This is a genomic window from Roseateles sp. GW821-FHT09H11 (assembly GCF_059415845.1).
The window spans coordinates 1,313,053-1,329,559 of sequence record NZ_JBWKOA010000001.1 but is presented as its reverse complement, the minus strand read 5'-3'; the positions used below and the strand labels follow the sequence as shown (position 1 = coordinate 1,329,559).

Sequence of the window (16,507 nt, the reverse complement as noted above, 5' to 3'; positions counted from 1 at the left end):
GCTGACGAGGGAAGGGCGGGTCCGGTGACGGAAGTCAACTTCTATACCGGCGTGCCCGATCGCCAGGTCTACGCCTGCCGCCTGCTGCGCAAGACGCAGGCGGCGGGACTGACCGTCGGCATCTGGGGCCCGATGCGTTTGCTGGAGCGGCTGGACCAGACGCTCTGGACCTTCGAGCCCGGCGAATTCCTCCCGCACCTGCTGCTGCGCGCCGACACCCCGGCGGCGCTGCGGGCGCGCACCCCGATCCTGCTCTCGGACCAGCTCGATGCGCTGGCCGGGTGCCAGGTCTTGCTCAATTTCGAGCCCGGCGTACCGCCCGGCCTCGAGCGTTTCGAGCGTGTGCTGGAGCTGGTCTCCACCGACGCCGACCAGGTCGCCGCGGGACGCGGACGATTCAAGGCCTACAAGGCGCTCGGCCTGACGCTGAATCACCACGTCATGTCGGCCTGAGCCGACTGATTCTTGTCATTTCGTCGCCAGGCGAAGCCCGCGCCGGGCTGGTGCCAGGCCGGTGACGCGTTGCGCCGTCGTGGTGCCGCGAAGCCCATGGGCAGGGCGCGAATCCCCCTGATGCGCGATCGACTGGGCGGAAATCCGCACTTCGCGTGCGGCCTGTGTGCACGCCGTCGCACTCCTGCGAAAACCATCCGGGTTTGCCCCGGTGACAGGGGCGCGACAACGTCTGCGCCGTGACCGCGTTCACAGCATTTTCACTATGGAAACGCTTCCGTCTTTCGGGGTATGGTCGCTCGCGTTGAGAACTCAACGTCATTCCACATATTCCCGAGTCGGAGGTTCCTAGATGCAATCCAAGCTGAATGTGATCGTGGGCGCAATCGCCATTGCCGCAAGCGGCGCCGCCCTGGCGCAGGATGCGGTGGTCAAGATCGGCCACGTGGGTCCCACCAGCGGCGCCATCGCGCACCTGGGCAAGGACAACGAACTGGGCGCCAAGATGGCCATCGACGAGCTGAACGCCAAGGGCGTGACGATCGGCGGCAAGAAGGTCAAGTTCGAGCTGCTGGCCGAAGACGACGCCGGCGATCCGAAGCAGGGCACCGCCGCCGCCCAGAAGCTGGTCGACTCGAAGGTCAACGGCGTCATCGGCCATCTGAACTCCGGCACGACGATCCCCGCGTCCAAGATCTACAGCGACGCCGGCATCCCGCAGATCTCGCCGTCGGCGACCAACCCCAAGTACACCCGCAACGGCTACAAGACGGCGTTCCGCGTCGTGGCCGACGACGTGCACCTGGGCGGCACGCTGGGCAAGTACGCGGTGACCTCGCTGAAGGGCAAGTCCATCGCCGTCATCGACGACCGCACGGCCTACGGCCAGGGCGTCGCCGATGAATTCGAGAAGGGCGTCAAGGCCGCCGGCGGCAAGGTCGTCGGTCGTGAATTCACCAACGACAAGGCCACGGACTTCACCGCCATCCTGACCTCCCTGAAGGGCAAGAAGCCCGACGTCGTCTTCTTCGGCGGCATGGACGCCGTCGCCGGCCCGATGCTGCGCCAGATGAAGCAGCTGGGCATCGAAGCCAAGTTCATGGGCGGCGACGGCATCTGCACGGCCGAACTGCCCAAGCTGTCCGCCGGCACGCTGGCCGACAGCCAGGTCGTCTGCGCGGAAGCGGGCGGCGTGGAAGGCGAGTCGAAGAAGTCGCTGGACGCCTTCAAGACCAAGTTCAAGGACAAGTACAAGGTCGAGGTCCAGATCTACGCCCCGTACGTCTATGACGCGGTCAACGTGATGGTCGACGCGATGGTCAAGGCCAAGTCCGCCGATCCGAAGGTCTACCTGCCGGTGCTGGCCAAGACGGCCGACTACAAGGGCGTGACCGGCACGATCGCGTTCGACGCCAAGGGCGACATCAAGAACGGCGCGCTGACCCTGTATACGTACAAGGGCGGCAACCGCGAGCAGATCGCCGTCGTGCGCTGATCGTCGGCGCGAGGCCGGGGCCCTCGGGAGAGGGATCCGGCTGTCGCACGACGGTCATGCGACGGTCGTGCGACGTCAAAACGACGCCCACTTCGGTGGGCGTTTTTTTTCGTCCGTCGTTTCCCTGGTCGTCCCTTCACGGTTCCTCTCTGACAAGCCGACGTCGGGACGACGCGGGCCTGTCCCTTGATCGAGGGGGCACCCCCCTCACTCACGTGCATTCCCGCACGAGAGCCCCTCAAAGCATTCAGTCAGGGGGTTTGCACCTAACAGGGCCTACAGACAATGGCCCCGGTCAACGCGCCAAGGGGTCGATTCGGGGATTCCGCGGCGGTCGGCGAGACGGGTTCAACCGAGCCGGATTGCAAGGCGAACGCCCCTGCAAACAGGGGGCTTTCAAGCCTGGGGGTGGGAGGCATGATGCCCCCCGCAGCGAATGGGGCCTCCTCTGGCGGAGGACGTGTTCGCGACGAGCGGTCCTGAGAGGTTCACCCGGGTCGGCGACAGCATCCCGAGAGGATGCCGTGACCAGCTTTGGGGACGGGCATGATTCGAATTTTTAACCATTACCTCCATCGTCGAACCCTGGTCCAGGTGCTCTTCGACCTGGGCCTGATCGTGGCGGCGGTGTTCGCGGTCGCGTTGAGCCAGGGCAGCAGCGAGCACATGGTGACCTTCGCCGCGTCCTACGGGCTCTCGCTGGCCGGCGGCATGTTCGTCATCAACTCCGCGTCCGGCCTCTACTCCCAATCCCACAAGCGCTCGCTGACGCAGTCCTGCGCCCGCGCGCTCTTCGCGCTGCTGATCGGCCTGCCGCTGGCCTACGGCCTGTTCAGCCTGATCCCCGCCACCGTCTCCCACCGCGACCTGCTGACCACGACCGCCATGCTGGCCGTCGCGCTGGTCATGGTGCACCGCGTGTACGCCGCGCACTCCGGCGCGCAGGGCGCCGGCCGGACCAAGATCCTGATCTTCGGCAGCGGCCATGCCGCGCTGGCCGTCAGCGAGAGCCTGCGCGCCGCCGATCCGCATGCGCACATCGTCGGCTTCCTGCCCGGCCCGAACGAGATCGACCCGCAGGTGCCCGCGCATGAACTGCTGGCCGCCGAGAGCCTGACCGACGCGGCGATGCGCCTGGGCGTGGACGAGATCGTCGTGGCGCTGTCCGAGCGCCGCGGCGGCAGCATGCCGCTGCGCCAGCTGCTGGACTGCAAGCTCTACGGCATCCGCGTCGTGGACCTGGCCACCTACTTCGAGAAGACGCTGGCGCAGATCAAGATCAGCCACGTCCACGCCGGCTGGCTGATCTTCGGCGACGGCTTCAACCAGGGCGTGCTGCGCAGCGCCGTCAAGCGCGCCTTCGACCTCGTGTCCTCGCTGGTGCTGCTGGTCGCGACCGCGCCGATCATGGCCGTCACCGCGCTGCTCATCAAGCTGGAATCGCCCGGCGGGATCTTCTACACGCAGGAACGCGTCGGCCTGAACGGCGCGACCTTCAAGGTGATCAAGTTCCGCAGCATGCGCAACGACGCCGAGAAGGACGGCCGCCCCCAGTGGGCGACCAAGAACGACGCCCGTGTCACGCGCGTCGGCAACTTCATCCGCAAGGTCCGCATCGACGAGCTGCCGCAGCTGATCAACGTGCTGCGCGGCGAGATGAGCATGGTGGGCCCGCGTCCCGAGCGCCCGTTCTTCGTCGACGAGCTGGTCGCGCAGATCCCGTACTACGCGGTGCGCCATAGCGTGAAGCCGGGCGTGACCGGCTGGGCGCAGGTCCGCTACGAATACGGCTCGACCATCGAGGACTCGCTGGAGAAGCTCCAGTACGACCTGTACTACGTCAAGAACCACACGCTGTTCCTCGACCTGCTGATCATGCTCGAGACGGTGGCGGTGGTCCTGACGGGCCGGGGGGCGCGCTGAGCGCGACGGCGGAGCGTTGCGCTCCCGGCGTCCCGTTTCTGCGTCCATTTTTGCGCCGGTGTCCGCGGCCGTTCCTGATCGCGGCCCGCGCGTCGGGACATTGATCCATGTGGGCCAACACCCTGAGCCTCGGCGCCGCGTCGGGGATCGTCGCGGTATTCGCGCATCTGGCCCTGGCGGTCGTGGTGTTGCCCCAGTTCGGCCAGCACCGGCGCCGCGCGCTGCGACTGCAGGCCGCATTGCTGCTGACGGCCCTGTGGGCCGGTCTTGACGCCGCGGTCGAGCAGGGCTGGCTCGGCGGCCACCAGTGGCCCGCCCTCGTGCTCCTGCCCATCTGCGACGCGCTGCGTTACGGCGCGTGGTTCTCCTTCATCCTGGCGCTGATCGAATCGCGCGACGACGACGGCCGCTCGCGCAGCGCCGGCGTCGCGCGGCCGCTGCAATGGCTCGCGTGGGCCGGCGTGGTCACCGCGGTCGCGTTGCCGTTGTGGCGCTACTGGGGCGACGCGCCGCTGGTCACGATGCAGCGTCCGATGACGATGGCCTGGCTGGGCCTGGGCGTGTTCGGGCTGGTGCTGATCGAGCAGATGCTGCGCAACATCGACAGCGACGCGCGCTGGAACGCCAAGCCGGTCAGCCTGGGCCTGGGCGCGGTGTTCGCGTTCGACGTGTTCGTGTTCTCGCAGGCCTCGCTGTTCGCGCAGTTCGACGGCGACGCCCTCAGCGTGCGCGCCGCCGTGCACAGCCTGGCCGTGCCCTTGCTGTGGCTGGCCAGCCGCCGGCACAAGAAGTGGCTGGACAAGCTGCATGTCTCGCGCACCGCGGCCTTCCACTCGGCGACGCTGCTGATCGTCGGCGTGTACCTGCTCGGCGTGTCGGGCATCGGCTACTACGTCCGCTACACCGGCGGCGAATGGGGACGCGCGCTGCAGCAGGTGCTGCTCGCGGTGGGCGTGCTGGCGCTGCTGACGATGGGCCTGTCGGGCTCGCTGCGCGCCAAGCTGCGCGTCTACATCAGCAAGCATTTCTTCAGCTACCGCTACGACTACCGGCAGGAATGGCTGCGCTTCACCGCGATGCTCTCGGCCAGCGCGTCGCCGGCGGAGCTGGGCGAATCGGTGATCCGCGGGCTTGCCCATCTGGTGGAGAGCCCGGCCGGCGCGCTCTGGTTGCGTCGCGCGCCGGTGGCGGCGCCGGCCGCGGAGTACCAGCAGGCCGCGCGCTGGAACCTCAACGACGACCGCCAGCCGCTGACCGCCGACGAGCCGCTGCTGCGACTGCTGCAGGAGCGCGCGTGGATCGTCGACCTCGACGAGTGGCGCCGCGACCCGGCCGCCTACGAACATGCGCCGCTGCCCGAGGCGATCGCCGGCGATGCCCGCCATTGGCTGTTGATCCCGCTGCTCAATGCGGGCGCGCTGACGGGCTGGGTGATCCTGGGCCAGCCGCGCACCCGGCTGGAGCTGAACTGGGAGGTGCGCGACCTGCTGCGCACCGCCGCCCAGCAGGCCGCCAGCTACCTCGCGCAGATGCAGGCGGCGGAAGCGCTGCTGGAGGCGCGCAAGTTCGAGGCCTTCAACCGCATGTCGGCCTTCGTGGTGCACGACCTCAAGAACATCGTCACGCAGCTGTCGTTGATGATGAAGAACGCCAAGCGGCTGCGCGACAACCCGGAGTTCCAGCAGGACATGCTGGACACGGTGGAGAACTCCCTGGAGAAGATGCGGCAGCTGATGCTGCAGCTGCGCGAGGGCGACAAGCCGCATCACGGCAGCGCCGGCGGCGTCGCGCTGACGGCGATCGCGCGGCGGCTGGCCGCGGCGGCCGTCAGCAAGGGCCGCGCGTTGGACCTGGAGCTGCGCGACGAGGTCAGCGCGCGCGGCCATGAGGAACGCATCGAGCGCGTGCTCGGCCACGTGGTGCAGAACGCGCTGGACGCGACGCCGATCGACGGCCGCGTGACGCTGCGATTGCAGCGCGTGGGCAGCCACGCGCAGGTGGAAGTGGAAGATACTGGCTGCGGCATGTCGCAGGAGTTCATCGATCAACGGCTGTTCAAGCCGTTCCAGACGACGAAGGCGGCGGGCATGGGCATCGGCGCCTACGAGAGCTACCAGTACCTGCAGGAACTTGGAGGGAAGATCAACGTGGAAAGCGCGCCCGGACGAGGCACCAAGGTCACCATCTTGCTGCCGCTGTTTTTCGCCCAGTCGGGCAGCGATGCCGGACTGGTGGAGGCGCGATGAGCGCCGACGCACGGCCGCCCGAAGGCGGCACGCCCTCCCTCCCGAAGGGTCCCGCGAAGCGGGGGGAGTCCACATGAGCGCTCAACCTCCCGCATTGCTGATCGTCGAGGACGACCTCGCGCTGCAGAAGCAGCTGAAGTGGTCGATGGACCGCTTCGAGTCCGTCACCGCCGATGACGTCGCCAGCGCGGTGCTGCAGTTCCGCCGGCACAAGCCGCCGGTCGTCACGATGGACCTCGGGCTGCCGCCCGACCAGGACTCGACCTCCGAGGGCTTCAAGCTGCTCGAGAAGCTGATCGAGCTCGAACCCGGCACCAAGATCATCGTGCTCACCGGCCAGAACGACCAGAGCAACGCGCTGCGCGCGATCCGCATGGGCGCCTACGACTTCCTGGCCAAGCCGGTCGATCCGGACGTGCTGGTGCTGACCGTCGAGCGCGCGATGCGCCTGCATGAGCTGCAGCAGGAGAACCAGCGGCTGCTCACCCAGCAGGACGGCGAACCCACCGGCAAGCTGCTCACGCGCGACGCGCAGATGCAGCGCATCTGCCGCACCGTCGAACGCGTGTCCGGCAGCGACGCCACCGTGCTGCTGCTCGGCGAGAGCGGCACCGGCAAGGAAGTGCTGGCGCAGTCGCTGCACGACGCGTCCAAGCGCAAGGGCCGCTTCGTCGCGATCAACTGCGCGGCGATCCCCGAGGCGCTGCTCGAGAGCGAGCTCTTCGGCTACGAGCGCGGCGCCTTCACCGGCGCGACCAAGACCACGGTCGGCAAGATCGAGACCGCGCACGGCGGCACCCTGATGCTCGACGAGATCGGCGACCTGCCGATGTCGCTGCAGGCCAAGCTGCTGCGCTTCCTGCAGGAACGCAGCATCGAACGCCTGGGCGGGCGTCAGGAGATCGCGGTCGACGTGCGCATCGTCGGCGCGACGCACCAGGACCTGAAGGCCAAGATCGAGCAGGGCCTGTTCCGCGAAGACCTCTTCTACCGCCTGGCGGAGATCGTCGTCGACATCCCGCCGCTGCGCGATCGCGCCGGCGACGCGGTGCTGCTGAGCCATGCCTTCCTGCGCCGCTTCTCGTCGGAGCAGCGCCGCCCCATCCTGCGCCTGGCCGACGACGCGATCCGCGCGGTCGAGGCCCACCGCTGGCCCGGCAACGTGCGGGAACTGCAGAACGTCATGAAGCGCGCGTCGATCATGGCCGACGGCGACCGCATCACCGCCGACGACCTCAACCTGCCGTTGCCCGCCGGCGGCGAAGTGCCGGCGGACGCGGCCGACCTCGACCTGCGCACCGTGCGCGAGCGCGCCGAGCGCCAGGCCGTCGTGGCCGCGCTGGCCCGTACCGACGGCAACATCGCCAAGGCCGCCGACCTGCTGGGGGTCAGCCGGCCGACGCTGTACGACCTGATGGCCCGCCTCGGCGTCAAGGCCTGAGCATCGATCACCCGACAGACCACCCGACAGCGAAAGAGACGACGCATGTCCCGCAAGCCTGAGAACACCAAGATGACCGGACCCTTGCCTGCCCCCCAGACTGCTGACTGCGGCGTGGCGGACGCCGGCCTTTCCCGCGACGGCCGCCGCGCGTTGCGGCGCGGCGCGACCGCGCTGGCGCTGGGCTCGGCGCTGCTGCTGGCCGGTTGCTTCGGCGAGTCCGCGCAGGACCTGGTGAAGTCCGCCAAGGGCCACCTGGAGAAGCGGGACAACAAGGCCGCGATCATCCAGCTCAAGAACGCGCTGCAGAAGGACGAGTCGCTGGCCGAGGCGCGTTACCTGCTCGCCAAGGCGCTGCTGGACAGCGGCGATGTCGCCGGCGCGGCGATCGAGGCCGGGAAGGCCAAGACGCAAGGCTTCGGCGGCGACGCGCTGGTCGCGCTGCAGGCGCGGCTGCTGCTGATGCAGGGCAAGGTCGACGAGCTGCTCGGCCAGTACGGCAACGCCCATCTGCAGAACGCCGCCGACGAGGCCGATCTGCAGATGACGCTGGTCGGCGCCTATGTCGCGAAGCAGAAGATGGCCGAAGCGCGCAAGGCCGCGGACGCGGCGCTGCGCGCGACGCCCGACAGTGCGGCGGTGCGCCTGGTCAACGTGCGCCTGCTGACCAGCGAGGGCAAGCTGCCCGAGGCCCGCGCCGAGGTCGAGCGCGTGCTGGAGAAGTCGCCGCAGTCGGCCGAGGCCTGGCAGCTCAAGGGCGAGCTGCAGGTGCTGGCCGAGGCGCCATCGGCGGAACCGGTCGCGAGCTTCCGCAAGGCGCTGGAGCTCGACAAGAAGCTCGTCGGCGCGCATGCCGGCCTGATCAACCAGCTGATGCGCGCCGGTGACAAGGCCGGGGCCAAGGACGCCGTCGCCGCGATGAAGGCGGCCGCGCCGCAGCACCCCCAGACCTACTACTACGCCGCCGTGTTCGCGATGGACGCGGGCCAGGTCAAGGAGGCGACCGACCTCACGCAGGCCTTGCTGAAGGTGGCGCCGAACAACGAGCGCGCGCTCTTCCTGGCGGGTCGGGTGGCGCAGGCCAACGGCGACTTGCGACAGGCCGAGTCGCAGTACAGCAAGGTCATCCAGGCCGCGCCCGAGGCGCAGCCGGCACGCGTCGCCCTGGCGCAGCTGCAGTTGCGCGGCGGCGATGCCGAGCAGGCGATGACCACGCTGCAACCGGCGCTCGATGCGAAGGTGGCTTCGTCGGAGGCGCTCGCGCTGGCCGCCGAGATCCGGCTCAAGCAAGGGCAGGGCGGCGAGGCCGAGCGCTTCCTGGCGCGCGCCGCCGAGGCCAACCCGAACGACGTGCGCAGCCGCGTCGGGCTGGCGCTCAACCAGATCCAGAAGGGCCAGGAAGCGGCCGGGCTGGCCGCGTTGCGCCAGCTGGCGGCCGAGGACAAGGGCACCGTGGCCGACATCGCGCTGATCAGCGTGCTGGCGCGCAAGAAGGACGATGCGGGCGCCTCGCAGGCGATCGCGGCGCTGGAGAAGAAGGATCCCAAGTCCGCGACGCCCGCCGAGCTGCGCGGCCGCCTGGCGCTGCTGCGCGGCGACCGCGCGGGCGCGCGGGCGAGCTTCGAGGAAGCGGTCAAGCGCGACCCGGGCTCGATGACCGCGGCCAACAGCCTGGTCGCGCAGGACCTGCAGGACCGCAAGGCCGAGGACGCCGTCAAGCGCTATGAAACGGTGCTCAAGGCCGAGCCGAAGAACCTGCGCGCGGAGATGGCCCTCCTGGGTCTGAAGCTGACCCACAAGCTGATCGACAGGGACGCGGCCGTCAAGCGCCTGACGGAACTCGCCAAGCAGCATCCGGACGACGCGACGCCGCGCCAGGCGGCGGTCGGCCTGCTGATGGAGAAGAAGGACTTCAAGACGGCGCTGTCGCTGGCCCAGGAAGGCGTGACGGCGAGCCCGGACAACCCGGCGCTGGTCGACCTGCTGGGCCAGGTGCAGGCCGCCACGGGCGACCGCCAGCAGGCGATCAGCAGCTTCAACAAGGTCGCGACCTTGCAGCCCCGCTCGCCGCTCGGTCCGCTGCGGCTGGCGGATCTGCATGCGCAGGCGGGCGACAAGGCGGCTGCGACCGCGGCGCTCAAGCGTGCCCAGGCCATCGCGCCCGGTGATGGAGAGCTGGCCCGCAAGGTGGTCGAGAAGAGCTTGCAACTGGGGCTGCCCGACCTGGCGCTGACGGCGGCCAAGGGCCTGCAGACGGCGCAGCCGAAGTTCGGGCTGGGCTGGAAGCTCGAGGGCGACATCGCCCGCGCGCGCAAGGATGCACCGGCCGCGATCGCGGCCTACCGCAAGGCGGATCAACTGGCCGCGGACGCCGGTGCGAAGGTGCCCAACACCGAGCTCGCGATCGCGCTGCACAGTGTGCTGATCGAGTCCGGCAAGAAGGACGAGGCGGACCGCTGGGCCGCCGCGTATCTGGCGAAGTTCAAGTCGGACGAGCTGTTCACGTATCACCTCGGCGACGTGGCGCTCAACGCCGGCCGTTATCCTGAGGCCGAGCAGCGGTACCAGGCGGTGCTGGCCGCCAATCCGGACAATGCGGCGGCGGCCAACAACGTCGCCTGGCTGCGGCTGCGGGCCGGCAAGGCGGATGAGGGCTTGAAATTTGCCCAGCAAGCGAACAAGCTCCGTCCCAACGTGCCGCCGTACATGGACACGCTGGCCGAGGCGCTGGCCGCCAAGGGGCAGAACGCCAAGGCCATCGAGGTGCAGAAGGACGCCGTGAAGCAGGCGCCGACCATTCCCGCGTACCGGCTGCGCCTCGCGCAGCTCTACGTGGCGGGTGGCAACAAGGGCGAGGCCGAGGCGGAACTCAAGCGCCTGGCAGACCTGGGACCGAATTTCGAGCAACAAGCCGAGGTGCGCAAGCTGCAGGCCGCGATCCGTTGAGGCGTCCGATCCTGAGGTCGATCGCCGCGGGGACCGCGTAACGGTGGCACCACCGCGCCCGGGGAGGGGACGGTCATGAGCCAGATTCGACGATCCAGCCTGCGCAAGCGGCTCCATCAGGGGCTGCGGCGCCTGTTCTCGTCGCTCCCGAAGCCGATGCGCTTCGCGGTCTACCGGCGCATGGTGGATTGCGATCCCGCGCCGTCGGAGCGCCTGGAGCTGAAGGTCGCGGACACGCAGGAGGAACTCGACGCCTGCTTCCGCATCCTGCACGACGCCTACGTCGGCAGCGGCTTCATGAAACCCGACCCGAGCGGCCTGCGCGTGACGATCTATCACGCACTGCCGACGACCACGACGCTGTGCGCCAAGTACGACGGCCAGGTGGTGGGCACCATCTCGATGGTGCGCGAGGGCGTCTTCGGCTTCCCGCTGCAGTCGGTCTTCGACCTCGAGGGGGTGCGCGCCAAGGGCGGCAAGGTCGCGGAGATCTCGGCGCTGGCGATCGCGCCCGCGTTCCGCAAGACCGGCGGCGCGATCCTGTTCCCGCTGATGAAGTTCATGCACCAGTACTGCACCGAGTACTTCGACACGCGGCACCTGGTGATCGCCGTGAACCCCGACAAGATCGAGCTCTACGAGGCGCTGCTGTCCTTCACGCGGCTGCGCGAGCAGACGGTGGCCGAGTACGACTTCGCCAACGGCGCGCCCGCGGTCGGCGCGACGCTGGACCTGCACGAGGCCGACGCGCTGTTCGAGCGCCGCTACCGCGGCCGCCGGCCGGAAAAGAACCTGCACCACTACTTCTTCCGCCACCGGCTGCCCAACATCCGGCTGCCGGAGCGCCGCTTCCACACGACCAACGACCCGGTCATGACGCCGGCGCTGCTCGACCACTTCTTCAACCAGGTCGTGCCGGTGTTCCCGACGATGGACGACCGCAAGAAGGCGCTGCTGTGGTCGGTGTACCGCGACGACGCGCAGTTCCGCGAGGTGCTGCCGATGCTCAGCGGCGGCGGCCAGGACCTGGGGCGTTCCTTGCGGCAATACCCGCGCTATTCGATCCGCTGTCCGGGCCACCTCGACATCCGTGCCGCCAACGACAGCCAGCTGGGGCATTTCGACCTGGATGTGATCGAGGTGTCGGCGCATGGCTTCCAGGCCGAGTGCGACCACGACCTGCCGCTGAACCAGGACGGCACGGTGGAGATCGAGCTCGGCCACAACGAGACCGCGCACGTGACCGCGCGCGCGGTGCGACGCAAGGACACCGAGCAGGGCAGCTTCTACGGCTTCCGCATCGACGAACCCGACCGCCATTGGCGCAGCTTCGTCTCCACGCTGGAGATGGGCACCACGACGAAGGACCTGGCCGCATGACTGGCAGTACCGTTCCGATGTTCGACCCGACGTCCGACCCGACGTCCGATCCCGTGAATGAGCCGAGCAATCGCGGCATGCATGCCACGGCGCCGAGGCGCCGCGAGCTGCTGGCACTGGGCGCGGGGGGCGCCCTGGGCATGGCGGGACTGTTCGGCGCGTCCGCACCGGCGCGGGCGCAGGAGATGTCCAACACGCTGCCCGACCTGATCGACCGCAGCCGGCAGGCCGTGGTGGCGGTGGGGACCTTCGCGGCCACGGACAACCCGCGCTTCGGTTTTCGCGGCACGGGTTTCGCGGTCGCCGACGGCCGGCGCATCGTCACCTGCGCGCACGTGATCCCGAACCCGATCGAGAAGGACCTGATGATCACCGTGCCCGCGGTGGGTAACGCGTCGGGGCAGCCGCAACTGCGCGCCGTGAAGCTGCTGCGCCGCGACACGGCGCGCGACCTGGCGATCCTGGAACTGGCTGACGACAAGGGCGCGCTGGTCGACGTGCTGCCCCTGGCCGAAACCGACGGCGACCAGCCCGTGGTGCGCGAGGGCGCCGCCGTGGCGCTGATGGGCTATCCGATCGGCACGGCGCTGGGCGTGACGATGGCGACGCACCGCGGCACCGTGGCCGCGATCACGCGTGCGGCGCTGCCGGCGCCGACCTCGAACACGCTGTCCGAGCGCGCGGTGCGCCAGCTGCGTGAAGGCGCGATGGAATTCCTGCAACTCGACGCGACGGCCTATCCGGGCAACAGCGGCGGTCCGCTGCTGGACATCCGTACCGGCAAGGTGGTGGGCATCGTCAACATGGTGGTGCTCAAGGGCACGCGTGAATCGGCGCTCAGCGCGCCGAGCGGCATCACCTACGCGGTGCCGGTGAAGTACGTGTGGCCGCTGCTGGGCAAGTGATCGGCGAAGTCATCGTCGGAGTCGTCCCGAAGTGAGGGGCGCGACTGGGCGACAGGCCCTCACCCCGGGTGCGCCACCGGCGCCGCCGCGCCGGCCTGCGGTGCCGGCTCGCGCAGCAGCAGCGCGAGCAATCCGCCGGATGCAGCGAACACCGCGCCGACCGCGAAGGCCACGCGATACCCGCGCGCCAGCGCCGCCGGCATCGCGGCGCCCATCGCGCCGAGTTCCGCCGTCTGTGCCGCGGCCAGGCTGGCCAGCACGGCCAGTCCGAGCGATCCGCCCATCATGAAGGACGTGTTCACCACGCCCGAGGCCAGCCCGGACTCGCTCGGCGCGACCTCGCTCATCGCCGCCAGCAGCACCGGATTGAACGCGACGCCCGCGCCCAGCCCCAACAGCAGCATCCCAGGCAGCACGTCCAGCCAGAAGCCGCCGTCCGCCGGCGCGCGCGCGAACAGCGCCAGCCCCAGCGCCGCCAGCAGCAGCCCGCCGCACAGCGGCTTGCGCAGCCCCAGTTTCATGACCAGCTTCGCCGACAGGCCCACCGAGAACACCGCCATGATCAGGTTGGCCGGCAGGAAGCCCAGGCCGACGTGCATCGCGTCGTAGCCCAGCACCAGCTGCATGTACAGCGCCGACAGGAAGAACCACGCGAACATCGCCGCGGCCCACAGCACGCCGATCACGTTGGACACGGCCACGGAGCGCAGCCGGAACAGCGACAACGGCATCAGCGGGTGCGCCACCTTCGTCTCCAGCACGAGGAAGGCGGCCAGCAGCGCCACGGCCGTGCCCATCAGCCCCAGCGTGCGCGCCGAGGTCCAGCCGGCCTCGTTGCCGTTGACCACCGCGTAGACCGCCAGCATCAGCGACAGCGTGACGGTTACCGCGCCGGCCCAGTCCAGCGTCTCGTCCGGCGCGGTCGGTCCACCGCGCTCGATGAGCCACAGGCACAGCCCGATCACGACCACGCCGATCGGCAGGTTGACCAGGAAGATCCAGTGCCAGCTCAGCGTGCTGGTCAGCAGCCCGCCCAGCAGCACGCCGATGCTGCCGCCGCCCGCGCAGACGAAGCCGTAGACGCCCATGGCCTTGGCGCGTTCGCCGGGCTCGGTGAACATGTTCATGATCAGCGACAGCGAGATCGCCGATACCGCCGCCCCGCCCAGCCCCTGCACGGCGCGCGCCGCGATGAGCAGCGCCTGCGTGTGCGCCAGCCCGCAGGCGGCCGACGCGGCCGTGAACAGCGCCAGTCCCGCCAGGAACATGCGCCGGTGGCCGTGGAGGTCGCCCAGCCGGCCGCCCAGCAGCATGAAGCCGCCGAAGGTCAGCATGTAGGCGTTGACGACCCAGACCAGCGAGGTCTCGGTGAAGCCGAGGTCGGCGCGGATCGAGGGCAGCGCCACGTTCACGATGGTCGTGTCCAGCACGATCATCAGGACGCCCAGGCACAGCACGCCGAGCGCCAGCCAGCGGCGCCGTTTCGGATCAAGGTGAGAGGTCATGGCCAGGAGGAGGTGTTGAACCGAGGGTGTCTGTCCCCACGACGGGCGGGCCGCCGTGACATCGACACGGACGCGTTTGTAGCAGCGGGCGAGGGGGCGCCGCCAGTGCCGTTCGCCTGCCCGGCGGTCGGTGCTGTCACCGGCTGTCAGCTGTCGGTCGATCGCCTACGCGGCCTGCCGGCTTCGTTGCACTGCGCGATGCGGCATGCACGTCTGCCGCCTGAACGCACTGAGGCGGAACATTCGTTCCATCAACCGGGGGGCATCACATGAGCACCACCAAGTACCTGCGAGCGATCCGCACCGAACGCAACAGCAGTTTCAAGACCGCGATCCTGCTGAGCAGCCTGGCCATCGGCGCCGGCCTGATGTTCAGCGCGGTCCAGGAAGCACGCGGCGCGACGCCGGTGACCGACACCTTCCCGGTGACGGTCACGAGCGCCCGCATGGTGTCCGATGCCCACCTGAGCTTCGGTTCCGCGATCCCGTCGCTGGCCGGCGTCGTGCCGGGCGGCGGCACCGAAACCGACACCGACAGCGACAGCGACACCGCACCGTGACGATCAGCGACCCAGGCTGATCCGATCCCGGTCCGGTCTTCCCGTCAGGAAGTCTGCGTCATCGTCATGGGGCGGACGCCTGGCAGGGAGATCCGGACCCACCGTTTGCTCGAGTGCTGACAGTTTTCGCCGCCTGACTCGCGATTGATTCCGGCAAGCCGTACCGCCGGGGCACGCGAATCGGCCTCCCCCTCTGACACGTCGGCGGCGTGTCAGCACTCGACAATGTTCACCGCGAGACCGCCCCGGGCGGTCTCCTTGTACTTGGTCATCATGTCGGCGCCGGTCTCGCGCATCGTCTTGATGACCTTGTCCAGGCTGACGTGGTGGGTGCCGTCGCCGCGCAGCGCCATGCGCGCCGCGTTGATGGCCTTGACCGACGCGATCGCATTGCGCTCGATGCAGGGGATCTGCACCAGACCGCCGACCGGATCGCAGGTCAGTCCCAGGTGGTGCTCCATGCCGATCTCGGCCGCGTTCTCGGTCTGCGCCGGCGTGCCGCCCATCACCGCGCACAGCGCCGCGGCGGCCATCGAGCAGGCCACGCCCACTTCGCCCTGGCAGCCGACCTCCGCGCCCGAGATCGACGCGTTCTCCTTGTAGAGGATGCCGATCGCCGCGGCCGTCAGCAGGAAGTCGACGATGCCGTCCTCGTTGGCCGAATGGACGAAGCGCGCGTAGTAGTGCAGCACCGCCGGCACGATACCGGCCGCGCCGTTGGTGGGCGCCGTCACGACGCGGCCGCCGGCGGCGTTCTCCTCGTTGACCGCCAGCGCGTAGAGGTTGACCCAGTCCATCACCTGCAGCGGATCGCGCAACGCGGCCTCCGGATGGGCGATCAGGTCGCGGTACAGCGCGGCCGAGCGGCGCTTCACCTTGAAGCCGCCGGGCAGGATGCCCTCGGTGCGGCAGCCGCGCTGGACGCAGTCCTGCATCACCTGCCAGATCTTCAGCAGGCCGGCGCGGGTCTCCTCGTCGGTGCGCCAGTGGCGCTCGTTGCGGCGCATGATCTCGGCGATCGAGCAGCCTTCCTTCTCCGTCAGTTCGAGCAGCTCGGCGCCCGACCTGAAGGGGTAGGGCAGGACGGTGGTGTCCGGCGCGATCTGCTTTTGCTTGCTGCCGTCCGCGAGCACCTCCTCGCTGACGACGAAGCCGCCGCCCACCGAGTAGTACACGCGGTTCTGGATCTCGTTGCCGTCGGCGTCGTAGGCGATCAGCCGCATGCCGTTGGCGTGCAGCGGCAGGCTCTGGCGGCGGTACATGACGAGGTCGCGCGCCTCGTCGAAGGCGACGACGTGATCGCCGCCCAGCGCGAGGCGCTTGTCGTTGCGGATGCCCTCGAGGACGCCGGGGATGGCCTCGATGTCGACGGTGTCGGGCTCGTGCCCGGCCAGGCCGAGCAGCACCGCCTTGTCCGATCCGTGGCCTTTGCCGGTCGCGCCGAGCGAGCCGTACAGCGCCGTGGCGACGCGCACGGTGCGATCGAGCACGCCCTCATGCCGCAGGCGCTGCACGAACATGCGTGCCGCGCGCATCGGACCGACGGTGTGCGAGCTCGACGGCCCGATGCCGATCTTGAACAGGTCGAAGACGGAAACTGCCATGGCGGACCTCGTGGGTGGCTCTTGCGGATGTGGAACGCCCGCCCGCGTC

At 69.3% G+C, this 16,507-nt stretch carries 11 protein-coding genes; 9 read left to right on the top strand and 2 right to left on the bottom strand.

The features are described 5' to 3' along the window. The first annotated feature begins 24 nt into the window (after positions 1 to 24). From AC07PR_RS05525 to AC07PR_RS05490, 8 genes are all read left to right on the top strand, one after another. On the top strand, positions 25 to 453 hold the full coding sequence (locus AC07PR_RS05525; protein WP_483105974.1) for a DNA polymerase III subunit chi: 429 nt from the start codon (positions 25 to 27) through the stop codon (positions 451 to 453). Positions 454 to 805: 352 nt separating this feature from the next. Continuing rightward, the gene (locus tag AC07PR_RS05520) at positions 806 to 1,948 is read left to right on the top strand and encodes a branched-chain amino acid ABC transporter substrate-binding protein (RefSeq protein WP_377155678.1); all 1,143 of its coding nucleotides are present in this window, start codon (positions 806 to 808) and stop codon (positions 1,946 to 1,948) included. Positions 1,949 to 2,494: 546 nt separating this feature from the next. Beyond that, the gene (locus tag AC07PR_RS05515) at positions 2,495 to 3,871 is read left to right on the top strand and encodes a TIGR03013 family XrtA/PEP-CTERM system glycosyltransferase (protein ID WP_377155677.1); all 1,377 of its coding nucleotides are present in this window, start codon (positions 2,495 to 2,497) and stop codon (positions 3,869 to 3,871) included. A 107-nt stretch (positions 3,872 to 3,978) separates the two neighbouring features. After that, positions 3,979 to 6,117, top strand: coding sequence for an XrtA/PEP-CTERM system histidine kinase PrsK (gene prsK, locus AC07PR_RS05510; RefSeq protein WP_377155675.1), 2,139 nt, complete (start codon positions 3,979 to 3,981; stop codon positions 6,115 to 6,117). Positions 6,118 to 6,190: 73 nt separating this feature from the next. After that, positions 6,191 to 7,558: a PEP-CTERM-box response regulator transcription factor gene (prsR, locus tag AC07PR_RS05505; protein WP_377155672.1), complete on the top strand. Its 1,368-nt coding sequence runs from the start codon at positions 6,191 to 6,193 to the stop codon at positions 7,556 to 7,558. 45 nt (positions 7,559 to 7,603) lie between these two features. After that, entirely contained in the window at positions 7,604 to 10,504 is a 2,901-nt protein-coding gene (gene prsT / locus AC07PR_RS05500) for an XrtA/PEP-CTERM system TPR-repeat protein PrsT (RefSeq protein WP_483105977.1), read from the top strand. A 75-nt stretch (positions 10,505 to 10,579) separates the two neighbouring features. Continuing rightward, positions 10,580 to 11,884, top strand: a complete 1,305-nt coding sequence (locus AC07PR_RS05495) for a PilZ domain-containing protein (protein ID WP_483105978.1) — start codon at positions 10,580 to 10,582, stop codon at positions 11,882 to 11,884. Continuing rightward, the gene (locus AC07PR_RS05490) at positions 11,881 to 12,789 is read left to right on the top strand and encodes a S1 family peptidase (RefSeq protein ID WP_495134645.1); all 909 of its coding nucleotides are present in this window, start codon (positions 11,881 to 11,883) and stop codon (positions 12,787 to 12,789) included. The genes AC07PR_RS05495 and AC07PR_RS05490 overlap by 4 nt, the downstream gene beginning before the upstream one ends. A gap of 59 nt (positions 12,790 to 12,848) precedes the next feature. On the opposite strand, the gene AC07PR_RS05485 is transcribed toward AC07PR_RS05490, so the two are convergent. Then, positions 12,849 to 14,294, bottom strand: a complete 1,446-nt coding sequence (locus tag AC07PR_RS05485; protein ID WP_495134644.1) for an MFS transporter — start codon at positions 14,292 to 14,294, stop codon at positions 12,849 to 12,851. A 269-nt stretch (positions 14,295 to 14,563) separates the two neighbouring features. Here AC07PR_RS05485 and AC07PR_RS05480 point away from each other — a divergent pair, with 269 nt between their 5' ends. Then, the gene (locus AC07PR_RS05480) at positions 14,564 to 14,854 is read left to right on the top strand and encodes a hypothetical protein (RefSeq protein WP_495134643.1); all 291 of its coding nucleotides are present in this window, start codon (positions 14,564 to 14,566) and stop codon (positions 14,852 to 14,854) included. A 212-nt stretch (positions 14,855 to 15,066) separates the two neighbouring features. Here AC07PR_RS05480 and AC07PR_RS05475 read toward each other — a convergent pair whose 3' ends face one another. Then, a complete protein-coding gene (locus AC07PR_RS05475) occupies positions 15,067 to 16,458 on the bottom strand; it encodes an L-serine ammonia-lyase (RefSeq protein ID WP_377155664.1) in 1,392 nt (463 codons plus the stop codon). Positions 16,459 to 16,507: the final 49 nt, after the last annotated feature.

Excerpts from the sequence above, each read along its gene's own strand:
- prsK (WP_377155675.1), top strand. The coding sequence starts at position 3,979 with ATGTGGGCCAACACCCTGAGCCTCGGCGCCGCGTCGGGGATCGTCGCG.
- prsR (WP_377155672.1), top strand. The coding sequence starts at position 6,191 with ATGAGCGCTCAACCTCCCGCATTGCTGATCGTCGAGGACGACCTCGCG.
- AC07PR_RS05515 (WP_377155677.1), top strand. The coding sequence starts at position 2,495 with ATGATTCGAATTTTTAACCATTACCTCCATCGTCGAACCCTGGTCCAG.
- AC07PR_RS05520 (WP_377155678.1), top strand. The coding sequence starts at position 806 with ATGCAATCCAAGCTGAATGTGATCGTGGGCGCAATCGCCATTGCCGCA.
- AC07PR_RS05485 (WP_495134644.1), bottom strand. The coding sequence starts at position 14,294 with ATGACCTCTCACCTTGATCCGAAACGGCGCCGCTGGCTGGCGCTCGGC.
- AC07PR_RS05475 (WP_377155664.1), bottom strand. The coding sequence starts at position 16,458 with ATGGCAGTTTCCGTCTTCGACCTGTTCAAGATCGGCATCGGGCCGTCG.
- AC07PR_RS05495 (WP_483105978.1), top strand. The coding sequence starts at position 10,580 with ATGAGCCAGATTCGACGATCCAGCCTGCGCAAGCGGCTCCATCAGGGG.
- prsT (WP_483105977.1), top strand. The coding sequence starts at position 7,604 with ATGTCCCGCAAGCCTGAGAACACCAAGATGACCGGACCCTTGCCTGCC.
- AC07PR_RS05490 (WP_495134645.1), top strand. The coding sequence starts at position 11,881 with ATGACTGGCAGTACCGTTCCGATGTTCGACCCGACGTCCGACCCGACG.
- AC07PR_RS05480 (WP_495134643.1), top strand. The coding sequence starts at position 14,564 with ATGAGCACCACCAAGTACCTGCGAGCGATCCGCACCGAACGCAACAGC.